General features: G+C 45.5%; 16 protein-coding genes and 1 pseudogene. 8 read left to right on the top strand and 9 right to left on the bottom strand.

Annotation, left to right across the window (positions count from 1 at the left end):
* Together ACVA54_RS12595 and tal are read right to left on the bottom strand one after the other, a co-directional pair.
* Positions 1–1,194, bottom strand: a 1,194-nt coding sequence (locus tag ACVA54_RS12595) for a transketolase family protein (RefSeq protein ID WP_446649660.1), incomplete at its 3' end; no start/stop codon positions are given.
* Positions 1,195–1,319: 125 nt separating this feature from the next.
* A complete protein-coding gene (gene tal / locus ACVA54_RS12590; protein WP_099081143.1) occupies positions 1,320–2,270 on the bottom strand; it encodes a transaldolase in 951 nt (316 codons plus the stop codon).
* Between the two features lie 464 nt (positions 2,271–2,734).
* On the opposite strand from tal, the gene ACVA54_RS12585 reads away from it, so the two are divergent.
* Together ACVA54_RS12585 and ACVA54_RS12580 are read left to right on the top strand one after the other, a co-directional pair.
* A complete protein-coding gene (locus ACVA54_RS12585) occupies positions 2,735–3,736 on the top strand; it encodes a sugar-binding transcriptional regulator (protein WP_446632674.1) in 1,002 nt (333 codons plus the stop codon).
* A 126-nt stretch (positions 3,737–3,862) separates the two neighbouring features.
* A pseudogene (locus ACVA54_RS12580) lies at positions 3,863–4,857 on the top strand (glycosyl hydrolase family 18 protein).
* 56 nt (positions 4,858–4,913) lie between these two features.
* On the opposite strand, the gene ACVA54_RS12575 reads toward ACVA54_RS12580, so the two are convergent.
* From ACVA54_RS12575 to moeA, 4 genes are all read right to left on the bottom strand, one after another.
* Positions 4,914–5,744 (bottom strand): sulfurtransferase, encoded by an 831-nt coding sequence (locus ACVA54_RS12575; RefSeq protein ID WP_099081147.1) that lies wholly within the window; start codon positions 5,742–5,744, stop codon positions 4,914–4,916.
* A gap of 54 nt (positions 5,745–5,798) precedes the next feature.
* Entirely contained in the window at positions 5,799–6,101 is a 303-nt protein-coding gene (locus tag ACVA54_RS12570; protein WP_446642724.1) for a hypothetical protein, read from the bottom strand.
* A 355-nt stretch (positions 6,102–6,456) separates the two neighbouring features.
* Positions 6,457–7,209 carry a molybdopterin-synthase adenylyltransferase MoeB gene (moeB, locus tag ACVA54_RS12565; protein ID WP_099081149.1) on the bottom strand — a complete coding sequence of 251 codons (753 nt, stop codon included), beginning with the start codon at positions 7,207–7,209 and terminating at the stop codon, positions 6,457–6,459.
* Positions 7,210–7,218: 9 nt separating this feature from the next.
* Positions 7,219–8,454, bottom strand: a complete 1,236-nt coding sequence (gene moeA, locus ACVA54_RS12560; RefSeq protein WP_446649659.1) for a molybdopterin molybdotransferase MoeA — start codon at positions 8,452–8,454, stop codon at positions 7,219–7,221.
* 289 nt (positions 8,455–8,743) lie between these two features.
* Between moeA and folE the strand changes: the two genes are divergently transcribed.
* Entirely contained in the window at positions 8,744–9,397 is a 654-nt protein-coding gene (gene folE / locus ACVA54_RS12555) for a GTP cyclohydrolase I FolE (RefSeq protein WP_099081151.1), read from the top strand.
* Positions 9,398–9,687: 290 nt separating this feature from the next.
* Positions 9,688–10,929: an NRAMP family divalent metal transporter gene (locus ACVA54_RS12550; protein WP_119464614.1), complete on the top strand. Its 1,242-nt coding sequence runs from the start codon at positions 9,688–9,690 to the stop codon at positions 10,927–10,929.
* A gap of 84 nt (positions 10,930–11,013) precedes the next feature.
* On the opposite strand, the gene ACVA54_RS12545 is transcribed toward ACVA54_RS12550, so the two are convergent.
* Both ACVA54_RS12545 and clcA read right to left on the bottom strand, forming a co-directional pair.
* Positions 11,014–11,979, bottom strand: coding sequence for a TDT family transporter (locus tag ACVA54_RS12545; RefSeq protein WP_446609003.1), 966 nt, complete (start codon positions 11,977–11,979; stop codon positions 11,014–11,016).
* Positions 11,980–12,241: 262 nt separating this feature from the next.
* Positions 12,242–13,645: a H(+)/Cl(-) exchange transporter ClcA gene (gene clcA, locus ACVA54_RS12540; protein ID WP_446649658.1), complete on the bottom strand. Its 1,404-nt coding sequence runs from the start codon at positions 13,643–13,645 to the stop codon at positions 12,242–12,244.
* 570 nt (positions 13,646–14,215) lie between these two features.
* Between clcA and ACVA54_RS12535 the strand changes: the two genes are divergently transcribed.
* On the top strand, positions 14,216–14,692 hold the full coding sequence (locus ACVA54_RS12535; protein WP_446649657.1) for a hypothetical protein: 477 nt from the start codon (positions 14,216–14,218) through the stop codon (positions 14,690–14,692).
* Here the strand turns inward: ACVA54_RS12535 and ACVA54_RS12530 are convergent.
* Positions 14,679–15,086: a helix-turn-helix domain-containing protein gene (locus ACVA54_RS12530; protein WP_099081156.1), complete on the bottom strand. Its 408-nt coding sequence runs from the start codon at positions 15,084–15,086 to the stop codon at positions 14,679–14,681. The genes ACVA54_RS12535 and ACVA54_RS12530 overlap by 14 nt on opposite strands.
* A 95-nt stretch (positions 15,087–15,181) precedes the next feature.
* On the opposite strand from ACVA54_RS12530, the gene ACVA54_RS12525 reads away from it, so the two are divergent.
* From ACVA54_RS12525 to ACVA54_RS12515, 3 genes are all read left to right on the top strand, one after another.
* A complete protein-coding gene (locus ACVA54_RS12525) occupies positions 15,182–16,090 on the top strand; it encodes an aldo/keto reductase (protein ID WP_119464616.1) in 909 nt (302 codons plus the stop codon).
* A gap of 315 nt (positions 16,091–16,405) precedes the next feature.
* Positions 16,406–17,410: a response regulator gene (locus ACVA54_RS12520; protein WP_099081158.1), complete on the top strand. Its 1,005-nt coding sequence runs from the start codon at positions 16,406–16,408 to the stop codon at positions 17,408–17,410.
* Positions 17,410–17,844: a PAS domain-containing protein gene (locus tag ACVA54_RS12515; RefSeq protein ID WP_099081159.1), complete on the top strand. Its 435-nt coding sequence runs from the start codon at positions 17,410–17,412 to the stop codon at positions 17,842–17,844. The genes ACVA54_RS12520 and ACVA54_RS12515 overlap by 1 nt, the downstream gene beginning before the upstream one ends.
* The last annotated feature ends 55 nt before the right edge of the window (positions 17,845–17,899 follow it).

The following is a 17,899-nucleotide window of genomic DNA, read 5'->3' as shown; positions in this document are numbered from 1 at the left end:
AGACTTAGAACCAGACCACATGGTTAGGTTAGAAGGCGCTAGGTCAGCAGAGCCACCCATGAATTCTGGAAGCATTTGACCAAACGCTTCTAGTGCGTTTTGAGACGCTTTACGTGATGCGATGTTTGCAGGGTTAGCTTGAAGATCGGCAATGATTTGGCTTGCTTTCTCCTCCCACTGTGCAGGTAGGTCACCGTTTACGCGGCGTTTAAATTCAGCTGCCAGCTCAGGGTACGCTGCTTCATAAACTGCAAATTTCTCGTTCCACGCAGCTTCCTTAGTTGCGCCTGTCTTGATCGCTGACCATTCGGCGTAGATTTCCTGCGGAATTTCAAAAGGACCGTGCTCCCAACCTAATTCTTTACGTGTTGCTACAATTTCTTCAGCACCTAGTGGAGCACCGTGACAATCGTGTGAACCTGATTTGTTTGGTGAACCAAAACCAATGATAGTTTTAGTACAGATAAGCGTAGGGCGAGGGTCGGCTTTAGCTGCGATGATAGCCGCGTTGATTGCTTCTGAATCGTGACCGTCTACTGCTGGAATTACGTGCCAGCCGTACGCTTCAAAACGCTTAGGTGTATCGTCGGAGAACCAGCCTTCAACGTGACCGTCGATAGAGATGCCATTGTCATCCCAAAATGCAATCAGTTTGCCTAGACCTAGTGTACCTGCAAGAGAACATGCCTCGTGCGAGATACCTTCCATCAGGCAGCCGTCGCCCATGAACACGTAAGTGAAGTGGTCAACGATATCGTGGCCTTCTTTGTTAAACTGAGCGGCTAACGCTTTCTCAGCCATAGCCATACCAACAGCGTTAGTGATGCCTTGACCTAGAGGACCAGTCGTGGTCTCGATACCTGGTGCGTAGCCATACTCTGGGTGACCAGGAGTCTTAGAGTGAAGCTGACGGAAGTTCTTAAGATCATCGATAGACAGCTCGTAACCGCTCAGGTGCAGTAGAGAGTAAATCAGCATAGAGCCGTGGCCGTTAGACAGTACGAAACGGTCTCGGTCTGCCCACTCTGGGTTAGCAGGGTTGTGGTTTAGGTGAGAACGCCAAAGAACTTCAGCGATATCAGCCATACCCATAGGTGCGCCTGGGTGGCCAGAGTTAGCTTGTTGAACACCGTCCATGCTTAGTGCACGGATTGCATTTGCAAGGTACTTTCGTGTAAGAAGAGAGCGATCCATAGTAGTTACTTCTCGATATTTGATTTAAATAGAGGGAACTCGTCGGAACAAGTTCAAATAGAATTTTTTGAATAAAACGCTGATGCTAAAAGCGAGTAGACTGGCTACTCGCTTTTGGTAAGCAATTAAAGCTTAGCTTCGATCATTGCTTCAAGTTTGCCTTGGTCTACTGCGAAGTTACGGATACCTTCAGCCAGCTTCTCAACCGCCATTGGGTCTTGGTTGTGATCCCATAGGAACTCAGCATGAGTCATCGCTGCAGGACGCTCTTTCGCACCGTTAGAGTCAACGAGTTTCTCAACGACTTCACCTTCAGCGGCTTCTAGTTCAGCAAGTAGAGCTGGAGCGATAGTTAGACGGTCACAGCCTGCAAGTTCAAGGATCTCGCCGATGTTACGGAAGCTTGCACCCATTACTACGGTTTTGTAGCCGTATTCTTTGTAGTAGTTGTAGATGCTTGTCACAGATAGAACACCAGGATCTTCTTGAGCTTCGAAATCACGACCTTCTTTCGCTTTGTACCAGTCCATAATGCGGCCTACGAATGGCGAGATTAGGAATACACCAGCTTCTGCACAAGCACGAGCCTGAGCGAAAGAGAATAGAAGGGTTAGGTTACAGTTGATGCCTTCTTTTTCTAGGATCTCAGCAGCGCGGATGCCTTCCCATGTAGAAGCCAGCTTGATAAGGATACGATCGTTAGTGATGCCCGCATCGTTGTACATTTTCACTAACTGGCGTGCTTTCGCTACGCTGCCTTCCATGTCGTAAGACAAACGAGCATCTACTTCTGTAGAGATACGACCTGGAATCGTTTTTAGGATTTCTTTACCGATGTTTACCGCAAGCATGTCACAAGTGTCTTGTACTTGTTGACTTTTATCATTGCTTTGCGATTTTGCGTATTCAATTGAAGCATCGATCAGAGGTGCGTACTCTTCGATTTGAGCTGCTTTCAGGATAAGAGATGGGTTCGTTGTTGCATCTTCTGGTTGGTATTTTTTGATTGCGTCAATCTCACCAGTGTCCGCTACTACAGTCGTTAGTTTACGAAGTTGCGCTAACTTGTTGCTCATAATCGGTCATCCTATATAAATGGGCTTAAGTGTGGGTTCAGCACCACAGCTTGTGCATTTGCAAGCGTGTCGGCGAATCGTCTCATCATAATGGACGAGGCATCTGCTCAGCCAACTACGGAAAATTTCGTTATCGAACAATTGTTATGAGCATTTGCTCGACAGTTGAGTAAATGATGTGTTCATATTTATCCTATCCATGTCGAAAGTCAATCGGTGAAAGCGAAGTATAGTGACGTTCATCAACGTTTTTTTATTGCGCGTTCAGAAGTAGACCGGTATAAACGTTTGCCCTTATTGCTCAAGGCTTGAACACGCATTCTTAAATGAAAAAATGCAACTGAGAAAAAGTTATTGCGGTGAGCAAATGTAGCGCATACATTGTCGGCTAACATATGCTAAGTCAATGAGCAGATGCTCACTTATTGCATATAATGCCAATCCACTAAACGGTGAGAGTAAACATGAGCAGTTCTAATCAAGATATCTCCGTTGAAAATACGGATTTGTTAACGGAGATCTCCGTTGCCTACTACCAAGATGGTGCGACTCAGGAAGAGATATCGAAAAAATTTGCAATTTCACGAGCCAAAGTAGGCCGAATGCTGAAGCAAGCACGAGATGAAGGCATTGTGGAAATTACAGTAAAATACCACCCAGTATTCAGCGCCAAGATTGAGCAGCGTTTGATTGAACGCTTTGGTGTTAAACGCGCTTTGGTCGCTTTAGATCAACCCAATGAAGAAGCGCAGCGTTTACAGGTTTCGGGTTTGGTTTCTAATTACCTAACCAGCACGCTGAAAAACGGCATGGTAGTCACGGTTGGGCAAGGGCGTAATGTCTCTTCTGTCGCTCACCATATTGGTGTAATTACCCCGCGTGACTGTAAGTTTGTCTGTGGCATTGGTGGTATTCACCCTCGTGGCGGTATGTTTAATGCTGACCACATTTGCCGACAGTTCGCGAAGAAATACGGCGGTACCTCTGAAACCTTATACGCCCCCGCTTATGCAGAGAATCGAGAGCAGAAAATTGCATTTATGCAAAACGCGACAGTAAAACAAACGCTCGACTTAGCACGTAAAGCTGACGTGGCACTCGTTGGTATCGGTGACATGAGCGAAAACAGTTACATGGTCGACTTGGGTTGGTTTACACCAGATGAAGTCGTGCAATCACGTTTGATGCAAGGGGTGGTAGGAGACTTCGCAGGCTACGATTTCTTTGATATTCACGGTAACGTTGCAAACACAGTGATGAGTGACCGAGTCATCGGCTTAGGCATTGAAGAATTTCGACCAATTGCAGAAGTTATTGCGATTGCGGCAGAAAACAGTAAACCATTGGCGCTACTTGGTGCTTTAAGAACCGGAGCCATCGATGTGATTGCAACCAGTGTGAGTAACGCACTGACGGTTCTTAACTTGGATGAGCAGATGCACAGCAACAGTACATCAGAGGTTTAGCACAAATAATATACAACTAGTGTAATTTGGCTGTGAGGATTTATAAATGACCCACAGCCTAATTTCTTTTCCAAGTTAAAAATAATCCTCAGGGGTAATTTGTAGTTGATTACTCTGGAGGAAATGATGAAAAAGACACTTCTCGCAGCTGCATTATTTACGGGGCTGCCGCTATTGCAGAAGCTGAGCAAAAAGTCGTGGCAGGCTATTTTGCCGATTGGCAGTACGTAAATGCAGACAACCCCTACACGGTCAAAGACATTTCGGCTGATAGCCTGACTCACATTATCTACGCATTTTTAAGTATGTGTGGTCCTCACACTGGTGCCTCGGAAAATATTCAAAAGCTCGTTGCAAAGCACTGTGAAGGTAAAGAACCGTATACGGCGATTTTGGTCGATGCCGAGGCGGCACTTGAAAAAAACTTTGGGCCGGTTTCTGTGGACGTGCCATACAAGGGACATTTCGCACAATTAGCCGAACTGAAGAAGCAACACCCTGATCTGAAAATTCTCCCGTCGTTTGGTGGTTGGACGATGTCCGAACCTTTCCACGCGATGGCTAAAAACCAGCAAGCAATGGATCAGTTGTCTAAAACGGCTGTCGAGTTGATTGCAAAGTAAGATTTCTTTGATGGCATAGATTTGGATTGGGAATACCCGGGTGGTGGCGGTTTAACTACGTCGCCTTGGAACCCGGATACCAAGCTTTCTGATGAGCAAAAGGTGCTAGAACGTGATGCGTTTACTTACCTAGTAAAAACCTTACGTGGTGACTTAGATGTGCTGGCTAAGCAAATCAAGCGAGAGTACGAGTTATCGACTGCGGTGGGTGTTGGTCCAAAAGCCGCAGGCATCGATTGGAAAGCGGCTCAGCCCTACTTAACCAATATGTTTGCCATGACGTATGACTTCCTAGGAGGCTAGGGCCAAGAAACCGGACACACCACCGACTTGCATGTGACGGATCGCAGCTAGTGGGGCATGGGCGCAGACGTTTTCATCAAAGCGAAAGCCGATTGGGCAAAGCAAGCGAACCTAGGCGGAATATTTACTTGGGAACTTTCAGGCGATCCGAAAGGGGAGTTGGTTGAAGTGATGTACCAAGAAATGCAGAAGTAGCGAGTAACATTCACTAAGTTAAGCCGTCGCATACCACGACGGCTTTATTTTTGCTGCTAGCATTCAAGGGGTAATGAAGTATCCGCCCCCCATTCTGTCCATGAGCCATCGTAGACAGACAGGTTGTGGTAGCCGCACACATAAGCCGCAAGCAAAACGATACAAGCCGTGACACCAGAGCCACAGCTGAAAATAGTCGGCTGCCCTTTATCAATGGGTAATGCACTCACGATCGGCTGTAACTCTGATGTTGGCTTAATGTGGTTGTTGGTTAACAACTCTTGAAATGGCAAGCACACCGCATGAGGAATATGCCCACTGCGTAGACCTTCTCTAGGCTCAGGCACCTCACCGAAAAAGCGGGCTTTCGATCTGGCATCAACAATATTGGCACTTCGGTTTTTAGAGTGAGCCAATACGGATTGAGCATCGAGAAATGCGGTATCAGATAAGCGTCCCGAGAAGCCACCTACCTGGTGCGGTTGTTCCAACTTATCGACAATAGGAAATCCAGCGGCTATCCATGCTGGTAACCCTCCGTTGAGCACTCTCACATTGTTATGCCCCATCGCTTTGAACATCCACCATGCACGAGGTGCAGCCAGAGTACCGGAATTGTCGTATACCACGATCAAATCTTCGTTATTCAATCCAAGTTGTTGAGCACTGCTATTAAAGCCTTGTTCCGTCGGCATCATGTGGGGCAGATTGGAGTTAGGTAGGCAAAAGTCGTTGTCGTAATCAAAACGTAGGGTGCCTGGGATCCATTTATCTTTGATTTTTTCGCTTTCAGAAGGGATCTGGAAGGTAATACTAGCATCAAGGAGTTTTACATTAGGCTGACCGAGCAGGCCTTTCAGTTCATGGACGTTAATTAACGCTGGCATAGCTAACTCCTTCCTTAATAAGGTATAAAATGGTTAACGGATAAATTGGGTGGGTCATTCGCATTTTAAAAACGTGAGCGGCTGCTTGAGGCGAGAATCTGTCATTTGACTAAAGGTCGCCATTGAGCCCTCAGGACACGTGATAGAAGTTGGAACCGACACTCGTTGTTGACCGATATTTTCGGACTCAATGGTTAGATAGCGTCTTTGCCCATCGAGCGATTGTGTAAGGGTATTACTTATTACCCTCGCAGATACGGTATGAGTTTGATCGTTCGAGGAGGTAAGCAAAAGGATAAAAGCAAGCACAATTACTGTACCTAAAAAAACTAAAATATAGGTTTTTGGGTTGTCCAAGGTCGAGTTCCATACATTGGCAATATTTATGTTTTACAACAAAAAATTAGTATGTTCAAAAAGAACGATATGATTTTAGGTTAATACAGGGCTTAGGCTATCTAAACATCTTTTTTAGTGCTGTTTATTCAACATCAAGCGCTGAGAGTGACAATGCTGTTTAGCGATACGATGGACTATATGTTTAAGAGCCAGACGTTTCCTAGTTTAACGTTAGATAATGGGTACCTCTAGCCGTCATGGTCAATACGCTTACGATTAAGTCGCAAGAAAAAATCCCAACCAATTGAGGTTGGGATTTTTATTTAATAACGTTAAGTGTTCACTTGTGTGAAGCCTTAAGTTCGAGCGTTAATTAGGAATGACACACTGGACAATTCGGCATCTTCATCAAATTCATTTCACGCCAAGACATACTTAACGCATCCAGAATCAAGATCTTGCCTTTTTTCGGTTGGCCATAGTTGGCGATAACCTTGATGGTTTCCATCGCTTGTACCGCGCCCACAATACCAACCACTGGTGCCATCACGCCTGCCTCCACACAGCTTAAGGCACCACTACCAAACAGAGCACTTAAGCATTGGTAGCATGGTTGGGTAGGGTCATCGTAAGTGAATACACACACTTGCCCCTCCATACGAATGGCAGCGCCGGAAATTAGTGGCGTTTTCGTCGCAAAGCATAAGCGGTTAAGTTGATTGCGAGTATCGACGTTATCAGAAGCATCAACGACGATCGTGTGTTGCTCAATCAATGATTGCAGTTCGGCATCATCAAGACGCTTAGCAATGGTCTTTATCGTAATGTGAGGGTTAAGCTCTCGTAGCGCATCCGCGGCTGATTCGACTTTCTTGCGACCAATATCGGCATCGTGATGGAGTACCTGGCGCTGCAAGTTCGACAGCTCAACAATATCATCATCAATCAGCGTGATTTGGCCAACACCAGCGGTGGCTAAGTATTGGCTAGAAGCACATCCCAAACCACCTGCACCAAGGATCAAAACCGAACTCTGTTTTAGCGCTTCTTGGCCGTCAAAATCGAACTGGCGCAAAATGATCTGACGGTTGTAACGTAGCATTTCCTGATCGGAAAGAATATCCACAGCAGCTTCCTAGTATAGCGTTGAGTTGAACAGCTGAATTTGAACCGTTTCGCCAACGTCAACGCTGCCGCGCTCTCGCTCCAACACAACAAAACAGTTTGCCAAGCTCATTGAGCGGAATGCGCCCGAGCTTTGGTTACCAGTGGTTTCTACCACAAATTTACCGTCTTCAAGTTTGTAGACACCACGTTGATAATCGGTACGACCTGGTGATTTCTTAAATGCAGTTTTGGTGATAGCAGGAATCGATTCCGGGGCTTTCCACTCAGTATGGCCTGCTAGTTTTGCCAGCATAGGTTGAACGAGAACATACATGGTCAGCACGGCAGAAACTGGGTTACCTGGAAGGCCGCAGAACCAAGCTGTACTCAACTTACCGAAAGCAAAGGGTTTACCTGGTTTGATCGCCAGTTTCCAGAAACCGATTTCACCAAGCTCTTCTAAGATGTCTTTGGTGTAATCCGCTTCACCGACACTCACGCCGCCAGAAGTGACCACAACGTCTGCCAGTGTTTGAGCCTGTTCGAATGTCGCTTTGAGTGTTTCAGGGCAGTCAGGGATGATACCAAGATCAATCGCTTCACAACCGAAGTTTTCGATAAGTGGCTTAATGCCGTAGCGGTTGCTGTCGTAGATTTGTCCTTCTTCCAGAGGCTCTCCCAATGATTTCAGTTCATCACCCGTAGAGAAGAACGCCACCTTTGGTTTACGAACCACAATCACATGGCTTACGCCAAGAGAGGCGATCATGGGAATATCACGAGGCGTTAAACGTGTGCCTTTGGCCAAGACGATATCGCCTTGCTTGATGTCATCACCTGTTGGGCGAATGTTGTTTTGTGGCTTCACGTCAGTCTGATTGAACTGGATGCCAGCATCCGTCACTTCCGTGTTTTCTTGCATGATAACCGCGTCGCACCCTTGTGGGATTTTTGCGCCAGTCATGATGCGAACACAAGTGCCTTGCGGCCATTCACCATCAAACGGTTGACCTGCAAAAGATTTACCCGCCAGTGGCAACACCGAAGATAACTCAAGATCTTGAATGCGGATAGCATAACCGTCCATTGCTGAGTTATCGAAAGGCGGTACATGGATTGGAGAAAGAATGTCTTCAGCCAGTACAAAACCGAGTGCGTCAGCAAGGGGTAGAGCAAGCGTGGTTTGGATAGGTTTGATTCGCGATAGCATCTTATCCATCGCGTCTTCAATTGGCATCAAGCCAGGTGCGTCGCAGCAGCCCATTGAGAAAATCCTGTGTTCTTTTGTTTTGTGGCAACTCTACCATAAAAAGCCGATCGAGTAAGAATGTCCACCGATAAAATATGGGTGTAATTATTCAAAAATCCAAGTATCCTTGTCAGCCATCCGAAAGGGGTAAATCACCTGCGGAACTCAACATAATCAGCTCAGTAACCTCCTGTTATGCACCTTATTGTCAGACACGAAACTGGGCAGCGTAAAGCTAGTCGCGTGAATGAAATTTGAATTAAATTTTAGGGCGTTTAGCAGCAGTAACAAAAGAGGAAGTGGAATGTCGGGTCTTAGCGAGTCAGCAAAGTTAGTAAAAGAAGCGCTAGAGCAACGTGGTTTGGAAACGCCAATGCGTCCTAATAGCGTAAGCCGTGAAGAAAAGAAGGAAAAGATCGAATACCACATGCGTGAGATCTTAGGCCTCCTTCAACTTGACCTTACCGACGATAGCTTAGAAGAAACGCCGCACCGCATCGCGAAAATGTACGTTGATGAGATCTTCTCTGGTCTGGATTACGCGAACTTTCCTAAAATCACCGTGATCGAGAACAAGATGAATGTCAGTGAGATGGTTCGTGTGAAAGACATCACCGTAACCAGTACTTGTGAACACCACCTTGTGACCATTGATGGTAAAGCGGCAGTCGCTTACATTCCGCGTGGTAAAATCATTGGTCTATCAAAAATCAACCGTATCGTACGTTTCTTCGCACAGCGCCCTCAAGTACAAGAACGCATGACTCAGCAAATCTTAGTCGCACTTCAAACGTTATTAGAATCGGATGATGTAGCGGTAACGATTGATGCCACTCATTATTGCGTGAAATCACGTGGCGTGATGGATGCAACCAGTGAAACGACTACGACGGCGTTAGGTGGCATCTTTAAGAGTAACCCTGCCACTCGTGCCGAGTTTTTACACGGCTTGCGTTAATCATTGCGGCTTGTGTGGAGCTGAAAAGTAAATTTCTAAGAGGATGACAATTGTCATCCTCTTTTTATCTATTTGAAATTAAATGACAAATTAAACTGGATACGACAAAAATCATTTATCGAACTCTGTATTGACACTTACATAATATCTCTTTAATATCCGCGCCCAGAAAACGGTTGCGAGGTGTTAAACCTATCTGTTTTCACCATGTAACCCCTCAAATTCAGCTGATCTCGGTCAGTTGTCTTTCTTTTTTTAATTATAGAAAGACAACAAAATTGAGACTTGGCATGACCACACAAACTACCATCAATTCGGTAACTCCCGCTTCTACTCAAGCATCTGAAAATAGCTGGCAAAAGAAAGCTATCCTAAGCGTTGCATTCTTGATGGCGACGACCTCAGTAGGTCCGGGCTTTTTGACCCAAACGGCGGTTTTCACCAATATCTACAAAATTGACATGGCATTCCCAGTGTTCGCATCGATGTTTATCACGTTTGGCATTGTGATGAACTTATGGCGTATCGTTGGTGTATCAGGTATGCGTATTCAAGATATCGCCAATAAAGTCGCACCGGGTATGGGTTATGCTGTTGGTATTCTACTCGCGCTTGGTGCGGTCGCGTTTAACTTTGGTAACGTAAGTGGCTCAGCTCTTGGTATTAACGTGCTAACTGGTGTCGACACCACATGGGGCGCAATGTTCACGGGTGTTGTTGGCTGTTTATTGTTTGTGGTGCACAACGCGTCAAAGCGCATGGACCAAATGGCTCGTTACCTTGGTTTGTTTATGATCATCTTGATCGCTTACGTTGCGATGACAAGCTTACCACCAATGGGTGAAACCCTAAGTGCTGCTGTGATGCCAACGGACATTGGTAGCCTGCTGCTTCCAACACTGACGATTGTTGGTGGTGCTGTCGGTGGCTACTACACAGGTGCGCAGCGTTTGGTCGATATTGGCTTGCAAGGTAAAGAGAATATCCCAGCCATTAAAACCGCAGCATGGGCTGGTATCTCCATTGCGATTGTGATTCGAATCTTACTTTTCTTGGCGGTGTTTGGCGTCATCGCAACAGGTGCAACGCTAGATTCATCGAACCCAGCAGCAGATGCCTTCCGTCAAGGGGCTGGTGATGTGGGCTATTTTATCTTTGGCTTAGTGTTGTTCGTCGCATCGATTACCTCAGTAGTGGGTAACTCGTACATGGCAATTTCTCTAATTAAAACACTATTCCCAATCGTCGCTCGTAATGAAAAAGCATGGTGTGTCGGCTTTATTATCATTACGTCGCTTGGCACAGTAATAATGGATATGCCAATTCTTCTTCTGATGCTAGCAGGTCTTGTTAATAGCATTATTCTACCCATCGTATTGGGCATGGTGTTGGTGGCAACGCGCAGAAAAGACATTGTTGGTGACTACAAGCATCCAGCCTATCTGATGCTGACAGGTATTGCGATTGTAATGGTGATGGCAGCATCAAGCATGACCAACATTAGTAACTTCATGGCTAAATTTATCGGATAAAACCAAGTTCTTCGAATAGAGCCAGATTTACCGGGAAATCAACTTTATTTGGATACCAAAGGGGCCTCATTTACGGCCCTTTTTTTAGGTTTGTTTTGAGGGTGTATGAACGATTTCTGGCCAATACATTTTCACGTAACCAACCGATACCCACACCACCAAGATCGTTGCAATACTTAGCTCCAAAAAGCCAAAGTCATGCAGCCAATGCCAATGTGGGTGAGACTCCGAAAAGAACGAGGTTAAACGATGCATGGCAATCGCACTGATCACGGATGGAAAGGTAACCGCCGCGATAGAAGGCTGGAAGTTGAGACGTAGTAATCGGAAATAACACAAGTAAATCAGCAGCGTCATCGTAATCGCAATGCCAGCTAGTGCGCCCGTCAAAATTGGGTCTGGTTCGCCAAAGTTAACCAAATAGGCGGCGAGAGATAAGTTCACTGGAGCCGCCATGATCGCCAGAGTCGGGCGTGCTTTGCGAGGTAAAGAGCCAAAGAAAACCAAACGATACAAAACGAGTGGCAGCATAAAGAAGTAGATGCCAATACACATCATCGCTAGGGTTTCAGAAAACACATTATGGCCGAACTGAGAACCCGCCAGCGAGCTGCTGATTAATCCTACCGGATATAAAAACCAACTTGGCACAATGTTCGACATCTTAAAGTTCACGATCTGGAAGCCGAAGAACAGCATCATCATCGTAAAATGGAGCAGTATCGCTACAAACCACAATGGGTACGCAATAATAGGGGCAACGGCGGCAAGGTAGTCACACAAAACCAGCAAGGCCATACTCATTGGAGCCATTAAACTACCACTTAAAGGATGGCGGATATCAGCTAAAAATAGGCGAGGATTGGTCGCGTATTTGATCAGAACTGGGGCAAGAAGAATCGCTCCAATGGCTGCGAGAAACGGTCTTATTGGCTCACCAACTTCAGGAATATAAAGTGCCCATGCTTGGCCAAGTCCTATCATGCCTAGTGCCAACGCCGCTTGAGATGGCGGGACACTATAAAATTGCACAAGTCTTCTCCAGTTCAAACCTACTCCGAATTTCTACTGCTCGATGCTGACCCAAAGTCGTTGCTCAATGCCAATCTACAGTATTTGGGTGGATTACTCTATAATGGGCAGAATACTAGCAAGATTAATGAATGGTTACCCTTATTCTATATCGGTAAATATCAGGGAATGGGAATTTTGTGAGGTTGATGGCGAATATTTGTAGGGTGATGCAAAAAATTACGCTAACTAGCACCAAACTGGCTTTATTTATCAAAGATAATTTGGTGCCACTATTAACTTAAGCCTGATTATCAGGGAGATCTTGCTGGCGTAATTTTTCATTTTTAAGCGTACGTTGCAGTAGTTGACTGTAAATCGGTTGTCCACCAAGTAACTGTGCCACAATGACCGCGCCCAAGCAGGTAATAATGAGTGGCAAAATTAGGTAGTAGTTATTGGTCATCTCAATCACGAGCAGAATACCAGTGATTGGGGCACGTACGGTTGCGGCAAATAACGCCCCCATACCTGCAATCGCAAACACACCGGGATCGATGGCAAGGGAGGGTAGCAAAACATCAGCACTTGCACCAAATGCGTAACCAAACAGAGTACCTAATGCCAACATTGGCGCGAAAATGCCACCAGGTGCACCAGAGCCAAAGCAAAGTAGGGTAGTGACCACACGCCCAACAAACAGTAGCACCAATAGAGAAATGGAGTAATTGCCATTGGTGATATCAGGGATGAGAGCGATACCGCCCCCGGTTAGTTGAGGAAGGTAAAGCAGTAGCAAGCCAAACACGCCCCCGAGGGTTGCACCAGTGAGTAAATAACGCTTACGATCATTTTTGTGTAGTGCGACAAAGCTGTCTTGAGCAACGGTGATCAGTTTGTTAAATAGAACGCCAAATACACCAAATAGAGAGCCAAGCAGCAGGAATAGCCATAGTGATTGAAGCTCTGGTGATTGGTATTGCGGCATGGTGATTTCCGCACTTTGGCCATTGATTGCACGGAAAACGATAGTCGCCATGATGGAAGAAATGATCACCGCGTGAATTGATATTAATGAGTAACGGAACTGAGGACGCATCTCCTCAATCACAAACATAATGCCCGAGAGCGGTGCGTTAAACGCAGCGGCTAAGCCCCCAGCGGCACCAGAAGCCAGTAGTGAGTGACGCGTATCGTCATCCTTTACTCGGAAGATATCGGTGACCATGCGAGAGACAGCACCACCCATTTGAACGGTAGGGCCTTCACGGCCAAGCACCATGCCTGAGCCTAATGCTCCCACACCGCCGAAAAATTTTACGGGAATGACACGCCACCAACGAACTGGGCGAATGTTATCCATCGCGCCTTCAATTTCTGGGATGCCTGACCCGGCTGCTTCAGGGGCAAAGCGGTGTACTAGGTAGTAGCCGACAAAAGCAAGGACTGCACTGATTATAATGGCAGCCAGCCAAAGAGGTAGCACGTTGCCAATTTCGCTCTTTAACCAATCAGTGCGAGTTTCAGAGACGAAGTTCACTGCGATTTGAAAGTATGTACCGACCAAACCTGCCAAAGTACCGATGATAGTGGCCATAAACAGGACGGAAAATGGCGTTGCCCCTCGAGAGACAAACTGATTAATTACATCTTTTTTTGGTACGCGGGCTAATACAGATTTCACTATTCTCTCGTGCTTGGTCATTAATAGATTCTCCTAAACGCCAGTGGAAGGAACGAAAGAAATTATACGCCTCGCAGAGGTTAGACCTAATCAATAAAGGTGCAATGTAGCTTTCCACTATTGATTTTTTATCCATCAACTGAGTCGTAACTCTCTTAGGCCGCTGGTTTAATTTTATGCAATATTTTTTTATAGGTAAAACTTGTTTTTTGAGCAAAATGAACCATGCTTTAGATGTAACGCAACATAACTGTTTATAGGAGGGATGTGAGGTTTCACACACAATTTGGATGGATTCAAACCCTACAGAAATTCCTCGTTGTTTGTTTGGGATGCATCTATAGACTTCCCAATTCGCATACTCACGATTGAGTTACGAGGCTGAGGCGCACGCAAATGTGCGCCTTTTAAATGCGTCAAATCTGATGTTTGTGCTTGCGCTGTCACAGTATAGACGTAAAGATACTCACTTCACTCACGTTAATAAAAAGCGTCATGCACGGATTTTCAGTTTCTCTATTGCTCGGTTCGACATTCATCGCTGGACTGTTTTCATCGGAGGCCCACGGGCAAAATGTTTGGTGGCTGGCAATGTTGTCTAATATGCCACTTGTTCAGTTTCAACAAAAGTTACAGCAGAGTGTAGATTGGTATCAATGTGATTCCCAAGCGGGTGTTAATGCTTACTGCTTGGATGACTTTAAGTATTATCAGCAGCACTTATATGGTGAGCTTACGTTGCGACAAGATGAAATACATTTGTCTTTTTTGACCGATTACCAAGCGCAAACCCTCAGTGAGTTGATCTTAAATCTAAGAAAGGATGGGCTCGTACTGAGCAATATGGTGATAGAAAAAGAACAGTTCGATGTAGTAAATGCGTTAAAAGAGGAATCTCCGACACAGGTTGATAAAGATCTGAGCTTATTTATCAATCGCTATCCACAAGATGCAGAGCGACACCTTGATTGGCGATTGGCAGACGAGTTTGACTCTCCCTTACCGAGAGTCAAAGTTAGGTTGCTCAGTGATGGTGAAATGATTGAACTAAAGATTATTCGCTTTTAGTTTCGTTGTGTAGTGCAAGGAAGGTCACCATCGCCGATTCGTCCAAGAATCCATCTGATTTTTTATGAGTTCTTAGGTATTGATAGCCTGCAATGAGCTTACGATGTTTCGCCTCTTCACTCTGTGAAATCGAATTATTCATTACGTGTTGGTAAGCGATTTTATACGCCTCGATATCGACGACTTCTGCTTGGCGATACAAATAGCCACAACCTGTGGCTAACCATTCTAATGAGCAATTGGCACGCATCGCGATTTGGTTGGCTTTTGTTAAGCTCGGTTCACTGCCTCTTAAGTATTTTCGGATCAATGCTTCAGAAACGTCGACACGACGTGCAAATCCGCTGATACTTTCTTGTCCAATTAACGTGGCTAAACGTTCCGCAAATGACATATTTCGTACTCCAGTTCGAATTGCGAAAGTTTACCTGTTGAGACAGCCTCAAAACAAGACTAGGATGGTTGCAGATTAAGAAAAGGAGAAAACCCATGGTTGCAAAAATCGTGACTGCACCGAACGGCCCAGAATTTTCTGAACTGGTTCAAGGATATTGGCGTGCAGTTGATTGGGGGATGAGTGCGCAAGAGCGTTTATCTTTCCTCAAGCAACATATTGAGTTAGGTATTACAACGGTTGATCACGCGGACATTTACGGAAACTACGAATGTGAAACGTTATTTGGCGAAGCATTAGCATTAGACAAGAGTGTTCGTTCGCAAATTCAGATTGTCACTAAGTGCGATATCAACTTGTGTGGTGACAAAACCCCAGAGCGTAAAATCAATCACTATGACACCAGTGCAGCGCACATTTACCAATCGGTGAATAATTCGTTAGAGCGTCTGAACGTGGATGAAATAGATGTGCTGCTGATCCATCGTCCTGATGCTTTGATGGAGGCAGATGAGGTTGCAGAAGCGTTTGCTGAGTTGCATAAAGTCGGCAAAGTAAAACATTTTGGTGTGTCTAACTTTACGCCACGCCAATTTGAATTGCTGCAATCTCGTTTGAACAAACCATTAGTCACCAACCAAGTGGAAATCAGCCCACTGAACTTCGCCGTGGCGCACGATGGAACACTCGACCAAATGCAGATGCAGCGAACTCGTCCAATGGCGTGGTCATGTCTTGGCGGAGGGGGCATCTTTACCGGTGAAACGGAACAAGCAGTTCGCGTTCGTAATGAATTAGAAGCGATTCGTCAAGAAATGGGTGCTGACAGTATTGATCAAGTCATTTACGCTTGGGTGCGTCGTTTACCATCGAAGCCAATTCCAATCATTGGTTCGGGTAAAATAGAGCGCGTTCATGCAGCGGTGAATGCATTGGAGTTTGAGTTGACACGCGAGCAATGGTACCGAGTTTGGGTTGCTTCTAAAGGCCATGGTGTGCCATAGAGGTCACTGCTTCTTTTTAAGATAATAAGGCACCCTTTACAGGGTGCTTTTTCATTTTTATTAATTCCCCTTACTACACGACTTACGCACTGCCTAAAGTAAGTTGATTTTATTTGATCAGTCTGGCTATTCGGGCAAATAAATATACGGCGGATTAAATAAATAACAGTTTACTATATTCACTCAGTCAACCATATTGCGTATCGCTCGATAAGCGACTAATAAATATGAATTCCTCGTTGCTTTTTTCGTATTATATATGGTAACTATCTGGTGAGCTTCTGCTCAGAGTGTTGAATAATTGAAGGTGGTTGAATGTCTTTCCCTGTACTTATCTGTGATGATTCAGCCTTAGCTCGTAAGCAAATGGCGAGAGCCCTGCCTGCAACATTGAATGCAGATGTGACATTTGCTATTCATGGCAAAAATGCGCTTGAAGAACTCGCGCAGAAAGAATTTAAGCTGATGTTTCTTGACCTCACCATGCCAGAGATGGACGGTTTCGAAACGTTAGAAAACATGCAGCGACTAGGAATACAGACCCCTGTTGTCGTCGTTTCTGGTGATATACAGCCGAAAGCAAAAGAGAGAGTGTTCGCACTTGGTGCAAAAGCGTTTATTCAAAAGCCCATCGCACAAGATGAGCTTAAGTCAGCGTTAAAAGAACTGGTTCAACCTGAATCCCGTCCTCAAGTGATTACGCCGACTATCATTGAATTGCCAATATTGCGTCGTCGCGATATTTATATGGAAGTCGCCAACGTCTCGATCGGTCGTGCGGCGGATGCCTTGGCGCGTCACTTCGATGTGTTCGTGCAATTGCCGCTGCCAAACGTGAACATTTTTGAAGTGAGTGAACTCCATATGGCGTTGCGCGATTTGGCCTCTTACGATAACGTCTCAGGTGTGTGCCAAGGCTTTTGTGGGGAGGGCATTGCAGGCGAAGCGCTTGTCATTTTGAGTGACTCTAGCGTTGCGGATTTAAAAAAGCTGATGAAGGTACCAGCAGACAGTGAAGAGTTAGAAGAGCTTGAGCTGTTGATGGATATTTCCAACATCCTAGTTGGCTCGTTCCTAAATGGGCTAGGGGAGCAATCTGAAGTGCGTTTCTTCCAGAGCCCGCCAGTATTACTCGGTCAGCATATTTCGATTGATTCCATTATAGAGTCCACGACGGGGGCATTTAGCCGTACCATGACATTTGAAGTGAGCTACAACATTGAAGGCACCTCGATCCGTTGTGATCTTCTGTTTATGTTTGTCGATGAATCATTGCCGTTGCTCGACAATAAATTGTCGTACTTGATGGAGGATTTCTAATGCTGAATTTGCCTGCAGAATTCGAACAGTTCCATTGGATGGTCGACATGGTGCAGAATGTCGATATGGGACTTGTAGTGATTGATAAAGATTACAACGTACAAGTGTGGAACGGCTTTATGACCCACCATAGTGGTTTACAATCTCATGAAGCGATAGGGCGTTCGATCTTCGATATTTTTCCGGAGATCCCACAAGAATGGTTCAAGCTAAAAACCAAACCTGTTTATGACTTAGGTTGTCGGAGTTTTATTACTTGGCGTCAGCGTCCTTATCTGTTTTGTTGCCGTAATGTACGTCCTGTCACCCAGCAAGCTGAGTTTATGTATCAGAATGTTACGTTGAACCCGATGCGCTCTCCAACAGGTAAAATAAACTCCTTGTTTCTATCTATCCAAGACGCGACAGCGGAAGCGATCATCTCTCAATCATAATCGCTCGAACATCTGGGATGTATAGCCAAGCACTGTCTTGGCTTTTTTCTATACT

Source organism: Vibrio sp. PNB23_22_6, assembly GCF_052877535.1.
The sequence above is the reverse complement of the archived record's forward strand: the minus strand, read 5'-3'. Positions and strand labels throughout refer to the sequence as shown.